17 protein-coding genes are annotated in these 17,317 nt (G+C 72.6%); 4 read left to right on the forward strand and 13 right to left on the reverse strand.

From position 1 onward, the window contains the following. Positions 1-118: 118 nt before the first annotated feature. The 5 genes from AC07AZ_RS31780 to fabG are packed head-to-tail and all read right to left on the reverse strand — an operon-like array spanning position 119 to position 5,623. On the reverse strand, positions 119-913 hold the full coding sequence (locus AC07AZ_RS31780; RefSeq protein ID WP_478853876.1) for an SDR family NAD(P)-dependent oxidoreductase: 795 nt from the start codon (positions 911-913) through the stop codon (positions 119-121). A 16-nt stretch (positions 914-929) separates the two neighbouring features. After that, positions 930-2,138 (reverse strand): acetyl-CoA acetyltransferase, encoded by a 1,209-nt coding sequence (locus tag AC07AZ_RS31785; protein ID WP_478853878.1) that lies wholly within the window; start codon positions 2,136-2,138, stop codon positions 930-932. Between the two features lie 12 nt (positions 2,139-2,150). Further along, positions 2,151-3,575, reverse strand: coding sequence for an OB-fold domain-containing protein (locus AC07AZ_RS31790; RefSeq protein ID WP_478853880.1), 1,425 nt, complete (start codon positions 3,573-3,575; stop codon positions 2,151-2,153). Continuing rightward, positions 3,575-4,828 (reverse strand): acetyl-CoA C-acetyltransferase, encoded by a 1,254-nt coding sequence (locus AC07AZ_RS31795; protein WP_478853882.1) that lies wholly within the window; start codon positions 4,826-4,828, stop codon positions 3,575-3,577. Before AC07AZ_RS31795 ends, AC07AZ_RS31790 begins: the two co-directional genes overlap by 1 nt. Positions 4,829-4,876: 48 nt before the next feature. Continuing rightward, the gene (gene fabG / locus AC07AZ_RS31800; RefSeq protein ID WP_478853884.1) at positions 4,877-5,623 is read right to left on the reverse strand and encodes a 3-oxoacyl-ACP reductase FabG; all 747 of its coding nucleotides are present in this window, start codon (positions 5,621-5,623) and stop codon (positions 4,877-4,879) included. 177 nt (positions 5,624-5,800) lie between these two features. Here fabG and AC07AZ_RS31805 point away from each other — a divergent pair, with 177 nt between their 5' ends. After that, a complete protein-coding gene (locus AC07AZ_RS31805; RefSeq protein ID WP_478853886.1) occupies positions 5,801-7,027 on the forward strand; it encodes an acyl-CoA dehydrogenase family protein in 1,227 nt (408 codons plus the stop codon). 140 nt (positions 7,028-7,167) lie between these two features. Here AC07AZ_RS31805 and AC07AZ_RS31810 read toward each other — a convergent pair whose 3' ends face one another. Together AC07AZ_RS31810 and AC07AZ_RS31815 are read right to left on the reverse strand one after the other, a co-directional pair. Further along, positions 7,168-7,737 (reverse strand): DUF2889 domain-containing protein, encoded by a 570-nt coding sequence (locus tag AC07AZ_RS31810; protein ID WP_478853888.1) that lies wholly within the window; start codon positions 7,735-7,737, stop codon positions 7,168-7,170. Then, positions 7,734-8,606 carry an enoyl-CoA hydratase-related protein gene (locus AC07AZ_RS31815; RefSeq protein ID WP_478853890.1) on the reverse strand — a complete coding sequence of 291 codons (873 nt, stop codon included), beginning with the start codon at positions 8,604-8,606 and terminating at the stop codon, positions 7,734-7,736. Before AC07AZ_RS31815 ends, AC07AZ_RS31810 begins: the two co-directional genes overlap by 4 nt. Before the next feature lie 209 nt (positions 8,607-8,815). On the opposite strand from AC07AZ_RS31815, the gene AC07AZ_RS31820 reads away from it, so the two are divergent. Both AC07AZ_RS31820 and AC07AZ_RS31825 read left to right on the forward strand, forming a co-directional pair. Then, positions 8,816-9,619, forward strand: a complete 804-nt coding sequence (locus tag AC07AZ_RS31820; protein ID WP_478853892.1) for a FadR/GntR family transcriptional regulator — start codon at positions 8,816-8,818, stop codon at positions 9,617-9,619. 113 nt (positions 9,620-9,732) lie between these two features. Beyond that, complete coding sequence (locus AC07AZ_RS31825; RefSeq protein WP_478853894.1) at positions 9,733-10,914, forward strand: amidohydrolase family protein; 1,182 nt, start codon at positions 9,733-9,735, stop codon at positions 10,912-10,914. A 73-nt stretch (positions 10,915-10,987) separates the two neighbouring features. On the opposite strand, the gene AC07AZ_RS31830 is transcribed toward AC07AZ_RS31825, so the two are convergent. From AC07AZ_RS31830 to AC07AZ_RS31855, 6 genes are all read right to left on the reverse strand, one after another. Next, the gene (locus tag AC07AZ_RS31830) at positions 10,988-12,133 is read right to left on the reverse strand and encodes a serine hydrolase domain-containing protein (protein WP_478853896.1); all 1,146 of its coding nucleotides are present in this window, start codon (positions 12,131-12,133) and stop codon (positions 10,988-10,990) included. Continuing rightward, on the reverse strand, positions 12,123-13,595 hold the full coding sequence (locus AC07AZ_RS31835; protein ID WP_478853898.1) for a class I adenylate-forming enzyme family protein: 1,473 nt from the start codon (positions 13,593-13,595) through the stop codon (positions 12,123-12,125). Before AC07AZ_RS31835 ends, AC07AZ_RS31830 begins: the two co-directional genes overlap by 11 nt. A 4-nt stretch (positions 13,596-13,599) precedes the next feature. Beyond that, the gene (locus AC07AZ_RS31840; RefSeq protein WP_478853900.1) at positions 13,600-14,022 is read right to left on the reverse strand and encodes a MaoC/PaaZ C-terminal domain-containing protein; all 423 of its coding nucleotides are present in this window, start codon (positions 14,020-14,022) and stop codon (positions 13,600-13,602) included. After that, on the reverse strand, positions 14,019-14,471 hold the full coding sequence (locus AC07AZ_RS31845) for an FAS1-like dehydratase domain-containing protein (RefSeq protein WP_478853902.1): 453 nt from the start codon (positions 14,469-14,471) through the stop codon (positions 14,019-14,021). Before AC07AZ_RS31845 ends, AC07AZ_RS31840 begins: the two co-directional genes overlap by 4 nt. A gap of 72 nt (positions 14,472-14,543) precedes the next feature. Further along, positions 14,544-15,404: an enoyl-CoA hydratase-related protein gene (locus AC07AZ_RS31850; protein ID WP_478853904.1), complete on the reverse strand. Its 861-nt coding sequence runs from the start codon at positions 15,402-15,404 to the stop codon at positions 14,544-14,546. A 4-nt stretch (positions 15,405-15,408) separates the two neighbouring features. Continuing rightward, entirely contained in the window at positions 15,409-15,900 is a 492-nt protein-coding gene (locus AC07AZ_RS31855) for a PaaI family thioesterase (RefSeq protein ID WP_478853906.1), read from the reverse strand. 147 nt (positions 15,901-16,047) lie between these two features. Between AC07AZ_RS31855 and AC07AZ_RS31860 the strand changes: the two genes are divergently transcribed. Then, positions 16,048-17,259: a CaiB/BaiF CoA transferase family protein gene (locus tag AC07AZ_RS31860; RefSeq protein ID WP_478853908.1), complete on the forward strand. Its 1,212-nt coding sequence runs from the start codon at positions 16,048-16,050 to the stop codon at positions 17,257-17,259. The last annotated feature ends 58 nt before the right edge of the window (positions 17,260-17,317 follow it).

Genomic DNA, 17,317 nt, shown 5'->3' on the forward strand with positions numbered 1-17,317 from the left:
GGTCGCACACGTGGGCAACCGATCCTCGTACCCTCTCACCTGAGCGGGGTCGTCACGCCCCGCACGCGATGCCTCCCCCTTCCGGTCCGTACGGCGGCGCCCTCGCGTGCGGGGCATGTCAGGCGTCGCGCAGGTCCGCGACGTAGGGCTGGTGGGCGAGCAGGCCGCCGTCCACGCGCAGGGTGTGCCCGGTGACGAAGGCGGACTCGTCGGAGGCGAGGAAGACGACCGCCGAGGCGACGTCCTCGGGCCGGCCCAGCCGGGGGGTGAGGTGATGGCGCAGCATCGCGTCCCGGATCGCCCCGTGGGCCGAACCGGAGCTCGCCGGCGTGACGATGAAACCCGGCGCGACGGCGTTACAGCGCACGCCCTGCTTGCCGTACTGGGTGGCGACGTACTGCGTCAGGTTGATGAGCGCGGCCTTCGAGGCGCCGTACGCGGGATTGCGCAGGTCGCCCGCGAGTCCGGCACCGGAGGAGGTGTTGATGACGGAGCCGCCGCCGCGCGCGATCATGTGCGGGACCGCGGCCTGGATGGCGACCATGGTGCCGCGCAGGTTGATCCGCATGGTGTCGTCCCAGACCGCCGGGTCGGCCTCCAGCACGGCGAGGTCCTGCCGGGCGGCGAGGTGCGTGGCCGCCGCGTTGTTGTGCAGGACGTCCAGACCGCCGTACGTCTCGACGGCCGCCGCCACCATGGCCCGCACGCTGTCGATGTCGCCGAGGTCGACCGCCACCGCCGTCGCGGAGCCGCCCGCGTCGCGGATCTCCTCCGTGACGGTTTCGGCGCCCTCCAGATTCAGGTCGGCGACCACCGTGTGCGCGCCCTCGGCCGCGAGCCGCCGCGCCGTGGCCGCGCCGATGCCCGACGCCGCCCCGGTGACGACGGCGACCTTGTCCTCCAGTCGTCCCATGGACGAACCACCCTTCTCAGTCGCTGCGTTCGCTGCCGACGACCGACACGAACGACACGCACTCGCCGGGCCCGCCGCCGAGGTTGTGGGTCAGGGCGAGGGAGCGGCCCTCGGCCAGTGTCCGTACCGTCCGCTCGGGCGGTGCCTCTCCGCGGAGCTGGAGCCACGCCTCGAACATCATCCGCAGCCCCGAGGCGCCGATGGGGTGTCCGAACGCCTTCAGTCCGCCGTCCGGGTTCACCGGCAGCGGGCCGTCCAGGTCGAACAGCCCGCTGGTGACGTCCTTCCAGCCCTGTCCGCGTTCGGAGAAGCCCAGGTCCTCCATCAGCACGAGTTCCGTCGGGGTGAAGCAGTCGTGGACCTCGGCGAGCGCGAGCTCGGCGCGCGGGTCGGTGATGCCCGCCTGCCGGTAGGCCTCCTGCGCGGAGGCGACGACCTCGGGGAACGTCGTGAAGTCGTACTCAGGGTCGAGGAGACCGTCCGCCGGGCCGGCGACGAAGGACAGCGCCTTCACGAAGATCGGCCGGTCGGTGTAGCGGTACGCGTCCTCAGCCCGCACCACGATCGCGGCGGCCGAACCGTCGGACACGCCCGAGCAGTCGAACACGCCGAGCATGCCCGCGATGATGGGCGCCGACCGGATGCGCTCCAGCGGCACCTCCCTGCGGAACTGGGCGCGCGGGTTGCGGGCCCCGTTGGCATGGTTCTTCCAGGCGATGCGGGTGATGACGTCCTTCATCTCCTCCTGGTCCAGGCCGTACTTGGCGGCGTAGGCGGGAGCGAGGAGGGAGAAGTTCGCCGGGGCGGTGATCTCGCCGCGGCTGTCGTCACCGGCGCCCGGGATGGCGGTGCCGGAGAGCCCCGACATGCCGGAGTCCTTCAGTTTCTCCACCCCGACCGCCATCGCCACGTCGTAGGCGCCGGAGGCCACCGCGTAGCAGGCGTTGCGCAGCGCCTCGGAGCCGGTCGCGCACATGTTCTCCACGCGGGTGACCGGCTTGTCGGGCAGCCGCAGCACCCGGCTCAGCGTGAGACCGGACACGCCGGACGCCTGGGTGCCGAACCAGTACGCGTCGATGTCGTCCAGGGTGATGCCGGCCGAGGTCGTCGCCGCGCCGACCGCGTCGATCAGCAGGTCGTCGGCCGACTTGGTCCAGTGCTCGCCGAACGGCGTGCACCCCATGCCGACGATCGCGACCCGGTCCCGAATTCCGTGCGAGCCCATTGCCCCGTCCCCTCAGTTCCCGCCCGGCCGCACCGGCCGGGCCTTCCAGAAGTAGTTGTGGATGCCGGCCGCGGTGACCGTGCGGCGGAAGGTCATCTCCACCCGGGCGCCGATGACGGCGTCGGCCTCGGTCGCGTCGGTGAGCTGGCAGCGGAACCGGCCGCCGCCGTCGTAGTCGACGACCACGACGAGCATCGGCGGGCTGGGCGTGTGGGCGAGCCGGTCCACGGTGAAGGTGGCGACCGTCGCCTGTACGGCGTCCATCGGCTCGTCGGTCATGGCGTCGACGGCGTGGCAGGAGGCGCACACCCGCTCGGGCGGCAGATGCCGGGTGCCGCACTTGTCGCACCGGGCGGCGACGAAGCCGAACTTCCAGCCGCCGCGGCGGTGCGCGGGCGGGGCGTACGGCGGCTCGGGGTCCGGCCGGCGGGGCGGCTCACGGTCCAGCAGTCCGCGCCAGGAGAGGTAGGTGGCGTACGGCAGCGGGGGCCCGCCCGCGGCGATCTGCGCGGCGACCGGGCGGGTGCCGCGGTGCGCCGGGAGCGCGTCGGTGGCGCGCAGCAGCAGCACGCCGGCGCCGTCGCCGAGCACGACGAGGGCGATCGTCTCCCCCGGCCGGGCCCGGTCGAGGACGTCGGCGAGGAGCAGTCCCGGCTGTGCGGTGCCCGCGTTGCCGATCACGCCGGCGAGGTCCGGGGCGAGGGCCTCGGGCCGGACGCCTGGGGTGCGCCGTACCGTGGCGCAGGCGCGCGCGTGCAGGCCGGACACCACGAAGTGGTCGATCGCGCCGATCTCCAGGCCGGCCTGGTCGAGGGCGGCGTCGAGCGCCTGGCCGGCGAGGGACACGTAGAGCTGTTCGGCGAAGCGCTCCTCCCAGACGCGGGAGGCGGTCGCGCCCGGCAGCCGCCAGCGTTCGAGGATCTCGTCGCTGACGGTGTCGTGGGCGAGGAGTTCCGCGATGACCGGTGCGCCGTTGCGGTGGCCGCCGAAGACGAACGCGGCCGCGCCGTCGCCGCCGGCCGACTCGTCGGCGCCGCCGGGCAGGCCGGTGCGCAGGTCGGACAGGACGGCCAGGGTCGGGACCGGGGAGCGGGCGGCGGTCACCAGCGCGCCGAGTCCGGAGCGCACGGAGCCCGCCATGTCGGCGGCGAGCACGTGCGGGTCGAGGCCGAGCGCGGCGTGGACCGCGGTCGCGTTGGTCTTGTCGAGGTAGGCGGGCGCGGCGGTGGCCAGGAACAGCTGGCCGATCCGGGGGCGCAGTCCGTCGCGGGCCAGGGCGCCGCGGGCCGCCTCCACGGCCATCGACGTGGTGTCCTCGTCGTAGCCGGCCACCGCCCGGGTGCCGCGGCCCGCCGCCGTCCCGAGGACGGCGGCGACGTCGGCGCGGGCGAGACGGTGGTACGGCACGTAGGCGCCGTACGCGATCAGTCCGGGCATCAGCGTCCTCCATGAACGTGGGTTGCGTGGGCCGGCCGTTCGAAGACCGCGGCCAGCCCCTGGCCGCCGCCGAGGCACATGGTCTCCAGGCCGTAGCGGGCCTGGCGGCGGTCGAGTTCGCGCAGCAGGGTGGCGAGGATGCGGCCACCGGTGGCGCCGACGGGGTGGCCCAGCGAGATGCCTGAGCCGTTGACGTTGAACCGCTCGAAGTCGGCCTCGGTCAGGCCCCATTCACGGGTGCAGGCCAACACCTGCGCGGCGAAGGCCTCGTTGAGTTCGATCAGGTCGATGTCGGCGAGCTTCAGTCCGGCGCGTTCCAGAGCGCGCGCGGTGGCGGGCACCGGGCCGATGCCCATCGTCTCCGGCGGCACGCCCACGACGGCCCAGGAGACCAGGCGGCCCAGCGGGCGCAGCCCGAGAGCGGCGGCGCGTTCGGGGTGGGTCACCACGCAGAGCGCAGCGCCGTCGTTCTGGCCGCTGGCGTTGCCCGCGGTGACGGTGGCGTCCGGGTCCTGCCGGCCGAGCACCGGACGCAGGCTCGCGAGCTTCTCCAGCGAGGAGCCGGGGCGCGGGTGCTCGTCGGTGTCGATGACCGTCTCGCCCCGGCGTCCGCGGACCGTGACCGGCACGACCTCGTCGGCGAACCGGCCCTCGCGCTGGGCCGCGACGGCCTTCTCGTGCGAGCGCAGGGCCAGCCGGTCCTGCTCCTCGCGGGGGATGCCGTAGGCGCGCCGCAGGTTCTCGGCCGTCTCCAGCATCCCGCCGGGGATCGGATGGTTGACGCCGCCCGAGGTGACCCGGCCGCGGGCCAGACGGTCGTGCAGCGTGGTGCCCGCGCCGACCACGCCCCAGCGCACGTCGGTGGTGTAGAACTCGGCCCGGCTCATGGACTCCACGCCGCCGGCCAGGACCAGGTCGCTCGCGCCGGTCTGCACCTGCATGGCCGCGGTGACGACCGCCTGGAGTCCGGAGCCGCAGCGGCGGTCGATCTGCAGTCCCGGCACCTCCACCGGCAGACCGGCGTCCAGCGCCGCCACCCGGCCGATGGCCGGGGCCTCGCCGTTGGGGTAGCACTGGCCGAGCAGGACGTCGTCGACGGCGGCGGGCGGGATGCCGGTGCGCTCCAGCACGGCGCGGACGACCGTTGCGGCGAGTTCGGCCGCCGGCACGTCGCGCAGGACACCGCCGTAGCCGCCGACGGGGGTACGCACGGGTTCGCAGATCACCGCGTCACGCAGGAGGGGGGCGGGCATCCTTCGGGCCTTTCGTCGGGGGTGGTGGAGAGCGGGACGGCGGGGTGCTCACATGTATCGGCCGCCGGTCACCTCGACGACGGCTCCGGTGACGTAGCTCGCCATGCCGGAGGCGAGGAAGAGGACGACCTGGGCGACCTCGGCCGGTTCGCCGGCCCGGCCCAGCGGGATCTCGGCGAGCTTCGCGTCCCACGCGTCCTTGGGCATCGCCTCGGTCATCGCGGTGCGGATCAGGCCGGGCTGTACGGCGTTGACGCGGATGCCCGCCTTCGCGAGCTCCTTGGCGGAGGCCTTGGTGAGACCGACGAGCCCGGCCTTGGCCGCGCTGTAGTTCGTCTGACCGAAGTTGCCGACCTTGCCGGCGATGGAGGAGATGTTGACGATGCTGCCGCCGTGGCCGTGCGCGCGCATCGCCTCGGCGGCGTACCGGGTGCCGTTCCAGGCGCCGGTGAGATGGACGTCGAGGACGGCGCGGAAGTCGGCGAGGGCCATCCGGCGCAGGGTCGCGTCCCGGGTGAACCCGGCGTTGTTGACCATCACGCCGACCGGCCCGAAGGTCTCGCCGCAGTGCGCGACCAGGGCGGCGACCTCGCCCTCGTCGGTGACGTCGCAGCGCAGCGAGGTGGCCGCCACGCCGTTCCTGCCGAGGCGTTCGGCGGCGTCCGCCGCGGCCTCCTCGTTGACGTCGCCGAGGACCACGCGGGCTCCGGCGGCGCCCAGGGCGCCCGCTATCTCGAAGCCGATCCCCTGCGCGCCGCCGGTGATCACCGCGTTGCGGCCGTCCAGCAGTCCCATGTCAGCCCGCCCTGGCTCGTCACTATTCCCGTTAAATAGATAACCTATTATGCTGAAACAATCAATACGGCGATACGCTGCCGACCGGCCGGGCCGGAGCGCTGGGCACGGTCGCCCCCGACCCCGGCCGTGGCGCCCCGGAGGCGGACCGCGCCACGAAGAACGAAGGAGCCGCAGGTGGACATCAGCTATCCCCCGGAGACCGAGGCGTTCCGCACCGGGGTCAAGGCGTTCCTGTCCGCGGCGCTGCCGGCCGACTGGCAGGGCATCGGCGCCCTCGGCGAGGAGGAGGCCTGGGCCTTCGCCCGCGACTGGCGCCGGCGCCTGGCCGAGCACGGCTACCTCTCCCTGACCTGGCCCGAACGGTACGGCGGACGCGGGCTGTCCAAGCTGCACCAGGTCGTCCTGATGGAGGAACTGGCCCTGGCCGGCGTGCCGTTCGGGCTGCCCCAGGACACCTTCGGCGTGAAGATGCTGGCCAACACCCTGCTGCGCTGGGGCACCGAGGAGCAGAAGAGCCACTTCCTGCCGCGCATCCTCAGCGGTGAGGACACCTGGTGCCAGGGCTACTCGGAGCCGGACGCGGGCTCGGACCTCGCCGCGCTCACCACCCGCGCCACGCGGGAGGGCGAGGAGTGGGTGATCGACGGCCAGAAGGTGTGGACCTCGGGCGCCCACCACTGCGACTGGATCTTCGTACTGGCCCGCACCGACCGCGAGGCCCCCAGACACCGGGGCATCTCCTTCCTCCTCGTCCCGCTCCGCCAGCCGGGCGTCGAGGTGCGGCCGTTCCGCATGATGAGCGGCCAACTGCACTTCAACGAGGTCTTCTTCGACGGCGCCCGCACCCGCGCCGACCTCGTGGTCGGCGGCGTCGACAACGGCTGGACGGTCGCCCAGAGCCTGCTGGGCGTGGAGCGCGGCGAGGAGGCGGCGACCAACCCCATCCTGTTCCGCGCCGAGGTGGAGCGGCTGGTGGCGCTGGCCCGCCTGTACGGCAGGGACCAGGACCCGGTGATCCGGCAGCGGATCGCCTGGTGCTGGTCGAAGGTCGAGATCATGCGCTACCTCGGCTACCGCATCCTGACCGGCTGGCTGAAGGGCGCCGAGCCGGGCCCCGAGTCCTCGATCGCCAAGCTGTACTGGAGCGAGTACCACACGAAGGTCACCGACCTGGCGCTCGACATCATGGGCCTGCACGGCCAGGTGCCGGCCGGGCGTCCGCCGCTGCGCACCTACCGCACCGACGACCCCGGCGCCGCCAACTCCTCGGCGTCCTGGTCGACGACGTATCTGATCGCCCGCTCCGGCACGATCTACGCGGGGACCTCGCAGGTGCAGCGCAACATCCTCGCGGAGAAGGTGCTGGGCCTGCCACGCGAGCCGAGGACACCGGCGAGCTGACACCGTGCCGTCCGGCCGCCGCGGGGCGTCACCTGACGACGGAGGGCGGCCCCCGCCCGGGAGCCGGGCGGCAGCGCAAGGCCGCCGGACAGGGTCACCGGCCGGCACCGCCCGTCACGGCCACCGCTCGGCACCGCCCGTCACGGGCGTTCGAAGGTGCTGAGTTCCGGGACCGGGCGCGGGCCGGTCCCCGGGCGCCAGCCGGCGTCCAGTTTGCGCAGGCCCACGCCGTCCGGCGCCCAGACGTGACAGCTGTTGAGCACCCCCGCGGTGGCGCGCGGACCGTCGGCGGGCTCACCCGCGTCCCGGCGCCGGGTGTTGGCCGACATGGCCGCCTGCACGACCGCGGGACCGAGGACACGGGCCAGCTCGTACAGGTGCGAGCAGCCGAGGACGCCACGGAAGCGTTCCTGGATGGCCCGGTTGTACCCGGCGGCCACACTGAGCCCGACCAGGCTGTCGAAGGCCGGCGTGATCAGGGGGCACTCGGCGTGCGGGAAGGTCAGCATGTCGGCGCCGGCGGCCACCACGACCATGTCCGTGACACGGACGCGCACGGTGAGCACCATCCGGTGCACGGCGGCGGCCGACGGCTCCGCCCACGGCCGCTCGTCGCGCAGCTCCGCCTCGACCGAGATCTCGTCGCCGGTCTCCTGGTAGGCGGTGCAGGTGACGGTGCGGCGGTGCAGCGGCAGTTCGGCGCGTGTCATGACGTGGCCTTCCCCGGGACCCGCGCGATCTCCCCCAGCGGCGCGAACCGGGGCGGTCTGCGTTCGATGAAGCTGAGCACGCCCTCGCGGTAGTCCGGGGCGCGCTTCGCGGTGGCCAGCAGCGCGATCGCGTCGTCACGGCTGCCGGTGAAGGTCTTCGCCTGGTCGTCGGCGAGCTGCCGCTTGATGAGGGACATCGCGTACGGGCTGGCCGAGCGGGCCAGTTCCGTGGCGTAGGCGAGCGCCGCCGCAAGCAGGTCCTCGGGCTCGGCCAGCCGGTTGACCAGGCCCATGGCCAGCGCCTCGGTGCCGGTGAGGCGGCGCGAGGACAGCAGCAGGTCACTGGCTTGGCCGTAGCCGACGAGCCGGGGCAGGAGCCAGGAGACACCGTCCTCGGCCACCAGCCCGCGCGCGCTGAAGGCGGCGGCGAACTTCGCCTGCGGCACGGCGAACCGGACGTCGCACATCAGCGCCTGGTTGAACCCGATGCCCGCGCAGGCGCCGTTGACGGCCGCCACGACCGGCTTGGGGAGGAACAGGGGCCGCGAGCGCGGGGGCAGCCGGTCGGTCGGCCAGGGGCGGGCGCCGGAGGAGGCTCCGTCCAGCACGCTCATGTCCATGCCCGGGCAGAAGCTGCGGCCGGCGCCGGTGAGCACGACCGCCCGCACCTCCGGGTCCCGCTCGGCGCGGTCGAACAGCTCGTTGTAGAGCAGTTCCATCTCCAGCGTCCAGGCGTTGTGGCGCTCGGGACGGTTCAGGGTGAGCAGCAGGACCCCGTCGCCGGTGAGCTCGGTGAGGATCACCGGGTCCGGGCTCTTCGCCGTCGAGGCTGCCGGGTCCGTCGAGTCGATCGATGCCGTCGAGTCCATCGAGGTCACTCCCGCGAGGCGGCCCACCATGGGGGCGAATAGATAGATGAATCATCTATATACCAAGGGAGGTCCCGGCACCAGGGACAACCTCGACCGACGGGTGATCACCGCCCTCTTGACCTGGTACCCTCGATGCACTAAGCAGATTCATTTTGCTATATACGGCGAAACTGAACAGGGTAGACCACCAGCGAGGAGAGTGCACCGTGGCCGAGGCAGCCCGTGCAGTACAGACGCCGACCCTACCCGCGCCCTCCCGCGCCCGGGTCGGACGTCAGGTCCGCGTACCGAAGACCGCCGAACTGGTCGCCGCCCACCTGCGCCGCCAGATCGTGCGGGGCGAGCTGCAGCCCGATGACGCCCTGCCCCCGGAGTCGGGCCTGATGGAGCAGTTCGGCATCTCCCGGCCGACCCTGCGCGAGGCGTTCCGCGTCCTGGAGTCGGAGTCGCTGATCACGGTGCGCCGCGGCGCCCACGGCGGCGCCCGGGTGAGCGCCCCCGACTCCGACGTGGCGGCCCGTTTCGCCGGGCTGATCCTGGAGTACCGCGGCGCGACCCTCGGCGACATCTATCGCGCGGCCGCCGTCATCGAGCCGCCCTGCGCCCGGCAGGTCGCCGCCAAGAACTCGCCGGCCGACATCAAGCGGCTGCGGGACGCGGTGGCCACCGAGAAGGCCGCCCTGGACGACCCGCTCGCCCTGGTGGAGGCACAGGACGCGTTCCACGCCCTGCTGATCGAGCTCACCGGCAACGAGACGATGATCCTGCTGTGCGGCATGCTGCGCAACATCATCGACCGCGCCAACGCCTCGTACACGGCGGGCGCCACGGACGCGGAGGCCCAGAAGGCGCAGGCCCTCAAGGGGCACCGGGCCCACGTCCGGCTGGTCGGCCTGATCGAGGCCGGCAAGGCGGACGAGGCCGAGAGGCTGTGGCAGCGGCACATCTCCAGCGCCGACGACGTCGTGAACGCGGCCGGGCCCAAGACGGTGCTCGAACTCCTCGACTGAGCCGCCCGGCCACGTTCCCCGCACCGCGTCCCCCTCACCCCTTGCGCCTTCGAATCAGTTAGATAATTATAGAAGGCGTACTGAATAGCTCAGGGGTCTCGGAGGCGACGGCCATGGCCGAACAGCGCAAGCGAATCTTCGACTGCGACCAGCACATGTACGAGGAACGGGACTCCTTCACCCGGTATCTCCCGAAGGAGTTCCTCGGCCAGGCAGTGGCCCCGGTGACACTGCCCGACGGCCGCGAGGTCATCCTCGCCGGGGACCGCGTCGTGGTGTGTCTGGAACCGGAGTTCGGGCAGGTCTACCGGCCCGGCTCGCTCAAGGAGATGCTCAAGGCCATGGCCTCGGGCAACCCCGACGAGACGTACCAGTTCGAGCCGATGCACGAGTCGTACCAGAACCGCGAGGCCCGGCTGCGCGTCATGGACGAACAGGGCCTGGACCAGACGATCATCTACCCCGGCGGCTGGGCACTGGTCGCCGAGGAGTACGTACAGGGCGTCGAACCGCTCTACGCCAACTACCACTCGTTCAACCGCTACATGAACGAGGTGTGGGGCTTCAACCACCAGGACCGCATCTACTCCCCCGCGCTGCTGTCGCTGCGCGACCTGCCCAGTGCGGTCAAGGAGCTCGAGTACGTCCTGAACGAGGGCGCGCGGTTCATCATGCTGCCGACCGGACCGCAGTACGGCCGCTCACCCGGCGACCCGTACTTCGACCCGTTCTGGAAGCTGGTCAACGAGGCCAAGGCCAGCGTGTGTTACCACATCAGCGAGTTCTACTACAACTCGCACGTCGCACCGGCCTGGGGCCACGACGCCAGCCCGATCCACTTCCGGATGTCGGCGTGGCAGTGGATGAACACCTACGGCCAGCGCCCCATCGAGGAGACGCTGTCCGCGCTGATCTTCGACAACCTCTTCGGGCGCTTCCCGGACATCAACGTCCTTGTGTCGGAGTTCGGCGCCGAGTGGGTGCCGCACTTCGTCCGGCACATGGACAAGAGCCGGGGCATGGGCCGCAACGGGCCCTGGATCGGCGGCCAGCTCGCCGAGCGTCCCAGCGAGGTCTTCCGCAAGCACGTCCGGGTGGTGCCCTACCCGGAGGACGACATCCCGAGCCTGGTGAAGCGGCTCGGGTACCACGAGTCCATCGTGATGGGCTCCGACTTCCCGCACGCGGAGGGCATCGCCAACCCGGCGGACTACCGCAAGCTCCTCGCGGAACTCGACGAGTCGGTCCAGGACGACATCATGTACAACAACGCCCAGCAGCTGATCAGCCGCTGAGCCCCCTGGCACACGGAGGCGGGCCCGGTACCGAGGTTCGGTACCGGGCCCGCTCCGCGCCGGCCGCCGGAACTCAGCCGGCGGGATCGGGGAGATCGGTGAGGTCCGCAGCGAGGTTCGCGACGTTGGTCAGCAGTGCCTTGCCGCGCGGGGAGTGGTCGTAGCCGGCGAGCGGGTAGCCGTTGCTCAGGCAGGCGAAGGACAGGCCGCTGGCCGGGTCCATGAAGCCCAGCTGGTAGGCGGCTCCGGCGCTGCCGAAGAGCGCGGGGGAACCGGTGGACGGCAGCCCGCTGCCCGCGTCGGGACCGGCCACGGTGACGAACAGGGCCATGCTGGTGCGCGGGCCACCGCCGCCGCCGTAGATCCGCTCCCCGTGCGGGTGGTCGGTCAGCCGGATCCGGGTGCCCTCGGCCACCGCCTCCGGCTTCCACAGACCGGAGTGCTCCAGCGCCTGGAAGTACAGCGCGACGTCGGCGGCGGTGGCGACCAGGGCGTGACTGGGCTCGCCCGCCGCGAGGACGCGTGGGTCGGACAGGTACCAGGGTCCCCAGGGGTCGACCTCCTGGTCGTCGCTGGTGCGGTCGGTGGCGGTCATCGGGGCGACGGAGCCCGGCTGCCGGTCCACCGGGACCCCGAGTTCGAGCGACGCCAGTCCGAGGGGCCGGGCGATCCGCTCACGCAGGTACTCGGCGAAGGCCAGCCCGGTGCGCCGCTCGACGATCTCGGCGATCAGCCAGGCCGCCGAGGTGAGATGGAACTGGAAGCGGCTGCCGGGCGGGTAGTCCAGGCGCCAGCGGCCGAACGCGGCGAGCCGCTGCTCACGGTCGAGCGTCCTGGGGTGGCCGAGCGGCGCGAAGGGGAAGCCCGCGGTGTGCGTGAGCACCTGCTCGACCGTCACCGTCTCCTTCCCGTTCGGCGCGAACTCCGGGATGATCGCGGCGACCTCCTCCTCCACGTCGAGGAGGCCGTCGCCGATCAGCTTCCACACCGCGCCCGCCACGATCGACCGGCCGACGGACTGCAGGACGTAGCGGGTGTCGCCGTCGGCGTCGCCCCAGGTCTCGAAGGCCACCAGCCGGCCGCCGCAGGCGACGGCGACCTGCGCGGACGGCAGCGGTCCGTGCTCCACCTCCAGGCGGACGCGGCGCAGCAGGACGTCCAGCCGGTGCGGGTCGACGCCGGCGGCCTCGGGGGCGACGAGGGTGTGGTCAAGCGTCACGTGTCTCTCCTTCGCGTGCGGCGGGCTCCCGCAGGCCGCGCCGCAGGACCTTGCCGTTGGCGTTGCGCGGCAGTTCGCCGGTGAACCACCAGCGCACGGGGACCTTGAACCCGGACAGCCGGGCCCGGGCGTACGCCCTGAGCGCCGCGGGGTCGGGCGGGGCGCCGGGGTCCGACGGCACGACCCAGGCGACGACCGTCTGGCCGAGCCGCTCGTCCGGGGCGCCGGAGACCGCCACGTCGGCGATGCCGGGGTGGGCGGCCAGGACGGTCTCCACCTCCAGCGGATGGACGTTCTCACCACCGCGGATGATCATGTCGGAGTGCCGGCCGGACAGGTAGAGGTAGCCGTCCGCCGCGACCCGGCCGAGGTCGCCGCTGTGCAGCCAGCCGCCGGCGTCCACCCGGAAGAGGTGATCGGCGCGGGCGTGGATCTCGCCGACGCCGTCCACACCCGCCTCGTGCAGGCGCAGTTCGACGCCGGGGGCGGCGCGACCGACGGACCGCAGCAGCTCGGCGCGTCCGGCGACCGCCTCCCGGTGGTCCTCCGGCGTGAGAACGCTGATCGGGGAGCCCTCGGTCTGACCGAACATGTTGAGCATGCGGACGCCGGGCATGGCCTCGTAGGTCCGCCGCAGCGTCTCGGGGCGCACGGGCGCACCGCCGTACTGGAGGACCCGCAGCGTCTCGTGGCGGGCCTGCCCGGCCGTCAGCAGGGTCTCCAGCATCGCCGGGACCATGCTGGTGTGCGTGGTGCCGAGCTCCCGCAGCAGGGTCCAGCCCTCCACGGTGAAGCGGGGCAGTCCGGTCACCAGGGCGCCCGCGGCGAGGGCCACGGCGATGTTGCCGAGGCCCGCGATGTGGTGGAAGGGCGCGCTGCCGCCGTAGAAACTGTCGGGGGCGAGGGCGCACAGCAGTCCGTTGACGCGGGCGCGGGCGGCCAGCCGCCGCTGCGTCATGGTGACGGGCTTGGGGCGTCCGGTCGTCCCGGAGGTGTGCAGCACTGCGGCGAGGTCGTCCGGACCGGCCGCCAACTGCCGTGTGGACGGTCGTGGTTGCGGAACCTGCACGGCGCGACGACCGGACAGGGCGGCCACCTGGCGGCCCAGCGCGGCGAACTCGGGCTGGACGACGAGCACCTCCGACCCCGTCGCCTCGACGACGGTGGCGATCTCGTACGCCGTCATGCGCACGCCCAGCGGCGCGAGCGGATGGTTCGATCCGGCGCCGCCGATCACCAGCGCGAGGGCCTCCGCGGAGGTGGCGACCAGCGCGGGCACCGGGGCGCCGGGCTCCAGGGCGAGCGTGTCGAGCCAGTCGGCCGCGCCGGCCGCCCGGTCCAGGAGTTCGCGTCCGCTCCAGGTGAGGTCACCGAACCGGACGGCGGGGCGGGTGTGGTCGTGGGCCCGGCCGACCATGGCGGTCCAGGTGTCCGGCGTCCCGGTGTCCTGCGCGGCGCCCACCGGTTCAGGGCTCCAGGCGGGCCGTCGCGGTGCCGGTGACCACCTCGGCGCCGTCCTGGGTGACGGTGCGCAGCGAGAAACGGGCGACCGGGCCGTCCGGGGTGTCCTCCACCGACTCGACGGTGGCCGTGGCGGTCAGCGTGTCGCCGGGCCAGACCTGCGCCCTGAAGCGGACACCGAAGCTGAGCAGCGCCTCGGGGCCGACCCAGTCGGTGAGGACCCGCCCGGTCATGCCCATCGTCAGCATGCCGTGCGCGAAGACCCCGGGGTATCCGGCGGTCTCGGTGGCGAACCGGTCGTCGGTGTGCAGCGGGTTGAAGTCGCCGGACGCGCCGGCGTACTGCACGATCCGGGTCCGCTTCAGGTCGTCGACCAGCACGCTCTCACGGGTCTCGCCGATCTTGACGTCGGCCGCGTGCACGCTCATCGGACGTCCTTCGGGGTCGCGGGGCCTTCGGGCACGACGGCCACGGTCCGGGCGCTGACGACCGGTCGGCCGTCGGCGTCCCGGTACTCGGTGACCCGCTCGCTGAACAGCAGCCGGCCGGTGCGGCCCTGCTTCTCCCAGCTGCGTCCGGGCACGGTGTGCGCGTGCAGCGTCTCGCCGGCGCGCACCGGCCGGTGATAGGTGAAGTGCTGCTCGGCGTGCAACCCGCCGCCGCCCTCCAGCATCACCCCGGGGCCCGCCCCGGAACCGAACCACTCCTGGCCCGGCTTGGGCCGCAGGTGGTAGTCGGGGTCGTGGTGGGCGCTCGCCATGGTGAAGGTGGGCGGCGCGAGCGCCGACTCCCCCTGGTACGCCGGGTTCTCGTCGCCGATGGCGCGGGCGAACATCATGATGTGCCCGGCTTCGACGGGGAACGGCTGCCCTGTCATCGTCCAGTCTCCTCGGTCGGTACGGCGGCGGGTCGGTACGGCGGGTCGGTACGGCAGATCCGTGCCGCGGGGTCAGTACGGCAGGAACGCGTCGCGCGTGGCCTCGTCGGGGTCGAAGTCCGGGGGCAGCCCCTCGAACTTGGGCTCCCGCTTCTCGGTGAAGCTGGCCACGCCCTCGCGGAAGTCCGGCGAGCCGGCGAAGAACTCCATGGCGGAGTAGGAGCGGGCGAGGGCTTCGGTGAAGGTCCGGTCCAGATCGCCGTACACCTGGTGCCGTACGACGGCCATGGCGCGCGGCGAGCAGTTGCGGGCGATGTCCCGGGCGTAGGCGCGGGCGGCGTCCAGCAGGTCCTCGGGTTCCACCACGCGGCTGACCAGGCCGAGTTCCCTCGCCTCGTCGGCGTCGAAGACCCGGCCGGACAGCAGCAGGTCAAGCGCGTTCTCCAGGCCGACGAGGCGGGGCAGGACGTACGGCAGGTTGTACTCGCCGGCCAGGCCGCGGCGGGTGAAGGCGGTGGTGAAGCGGGCGCCGCGGGCGGCGAAGCGGACGTCGCAGATGAGCGCCTGGATCAGGCCGATGCCCGCGCAGGCGCCGTTCACGGCGGCGATCATCGGCTTGGGCATGTTCCGTCTGCTGTACATGGGCACGCGGGCCTGGAGGTTGAGGGACTGGCCCGGCTGGGAGTTCTGCTCCAGCCGCTGCATGTCCATGCCCGGGCAGAACGACCGGCCCGCCCCCGTGATGATCACGGCGCGGACGGCGGGGTCGTGCGCGGCCTCGTCCAGGAGCGCGAAGAAACGGCGCTCCATCGGCAGGCTCCAGGCGTTCTTGCGCTCGGGCCGGTTGAGGGTGACGGTGGCGACGCCGTCCTCGTCGACCTCGTACAGCACCAGGTCCAGGTCCTCGGCGGACACCTCGGGTTCCTCGGGCATCACGTCACTCCTCGGTCAGCGGTTCGATGGGGTCGCCGACGCCCGGCCGTTCGCCGGAGATGGTCACCACCACCTGGCCGCGGGCGCAGATGCGTCCGTCGGTCATCACGTCGACGTCGGCGAAGTGCACCCGGCGGCCCCGGCGCACACAGCGGGCGTGGGCCACGGCCTCGCGGCCGCGGGCGGGTGCGAGGTACTGCACCGACATCGACACGGTGCTCAGCCGGCTCCCCTTGTCGAAGTCGTGTCCGGCGATCACGGCGCCGGCGCCGGCGGTGTCGATGAGGGCCGAGACCACTCCGCCGTGGAAGATGCCCTCGTGGGCGGAGAGGGACTCCGCGTAGGGCAGCACGATCTCGACACCGTCCGGGTCCCAGCGCGTCACGCGCAGCCCGCAGCGGCGGTTGAAGGCGACCCCGCGTTCCCAGCGGGCTCGGAACCACTCGCGGCGTTCGAGCTGTTCCTGGTCGGTGAGGGACCTCGCTGCGACGGTCATCCGCGTGCCCTCCGGTCTCGGCGATCAGCCGATCGATATAGTTACATGATTAAACAGATGAGGCAATCGTACGGGATGAGCCTCGGCGCCAGATGTATTATTTATATAACTCATTCGCCTGTTCGTCACGCAGAGAGGAACTCCCAGATGCCGTCGACCGCCCTGGCCGGTGTCCGCGTCCTCGACCTGTCCCGCATCCTCGCGGCCCCGCTCGCCACCCAGATGCTGGCCGACCTGGGAGCCGAGGTGATCAAGGTCGAGCGCCCCGGCGGCGGCGACGACTCCCGGACCTACGGGCCGCCCTTCGCCGGCGGACCCCGTGGCGACCGGACGGACACCGCCGCCTTCTACCTCTCCTGCAACCGCAACAAGCGGTCCATCACCGTCAACCACGCCTCCGCGGAGGGGCAGGAGCTGATCCGCGCCCTGGCCGCGCGTTCGGACGTCGTGGTCGAGAACTTCCGGGCGGGCACCCTCGCGAAGTACGGCCTCGACCACGAGAGTCTCCGGGCGCTCGACCCACGGCTGGTGTACCTCTCGGTGACCGGCTTCGGCCAGACCGGGCCGTACGCCGAACGCCCCGGCTACGACGGCATCTTCCAGGCCATGTCCGGCATGATGAGCGTCTCCGGGCACCCCGGCGAGCCGATGAAGGTCGGCGTCAGCATGGTCGACATCCTCACCGGGCTGTACGCCTCCACGGCCGTGCTGGCGGCACTGCGGCACCGGGACGCCACCGGCGAGGGGCAGTTCATCGACCTGTCCCTGCTGGACTGCGGGCTGGCCTCGCTGTCGCACTTCGCGATGAACTACCTGGTCTCCGGCGAGGTCCCGCGCCGCCGCGGCAACGGCGGCTACGGCGGCATCCCCTCCCAGGCGTTCGCCTGCCAGGACAAGCCGATCTTCCTCGTCGCGGGCAACGACAAGCAGTTCGCCGGGTTCTGCGCGGCGGCCGGCCGCACCGACCTGCTCCAGGACGAGCGGTTCGCCACGACCTCCGCCAGGATCGCCCACCGCGAGGAGATCGTGCCCGTCCTCGAAGCGGTCCTGCGCACCAGGACCCGGGACGAGTGGCTGACCGTGCTGGACGAACACGACGTGCCGGCGGGCCCGTTCAACGAGCTGCCCGAGGTCTTCGCCGACCCCCAGATCCGCCACCGCGAGATGCTGGTCGAGGTCGAGGACCCCGTGTCCGGCCGCCTGCCCCTGCTGGCCAACCCGATCCGCTTCTCGGCCACCCCGGTCGACGGCTACACCCCGCCCCCCGCACTCGGCGAGCACACGGCGGAAGTCCTCACCGGACTGGCAGGCGTGACGGACGACCGGCTGGCGGGGCTGCGGGCCCGGGGAGTGGTGTGAGGGGGCCGCGACGCGGCGGCCGGGAGTGAGCGCCGGCCGGCCGGGCGACGCGGCCCGC

It is taken from the genome of Streptomyces sp. NPDC043878 (genome assembly GCF_056435735.1).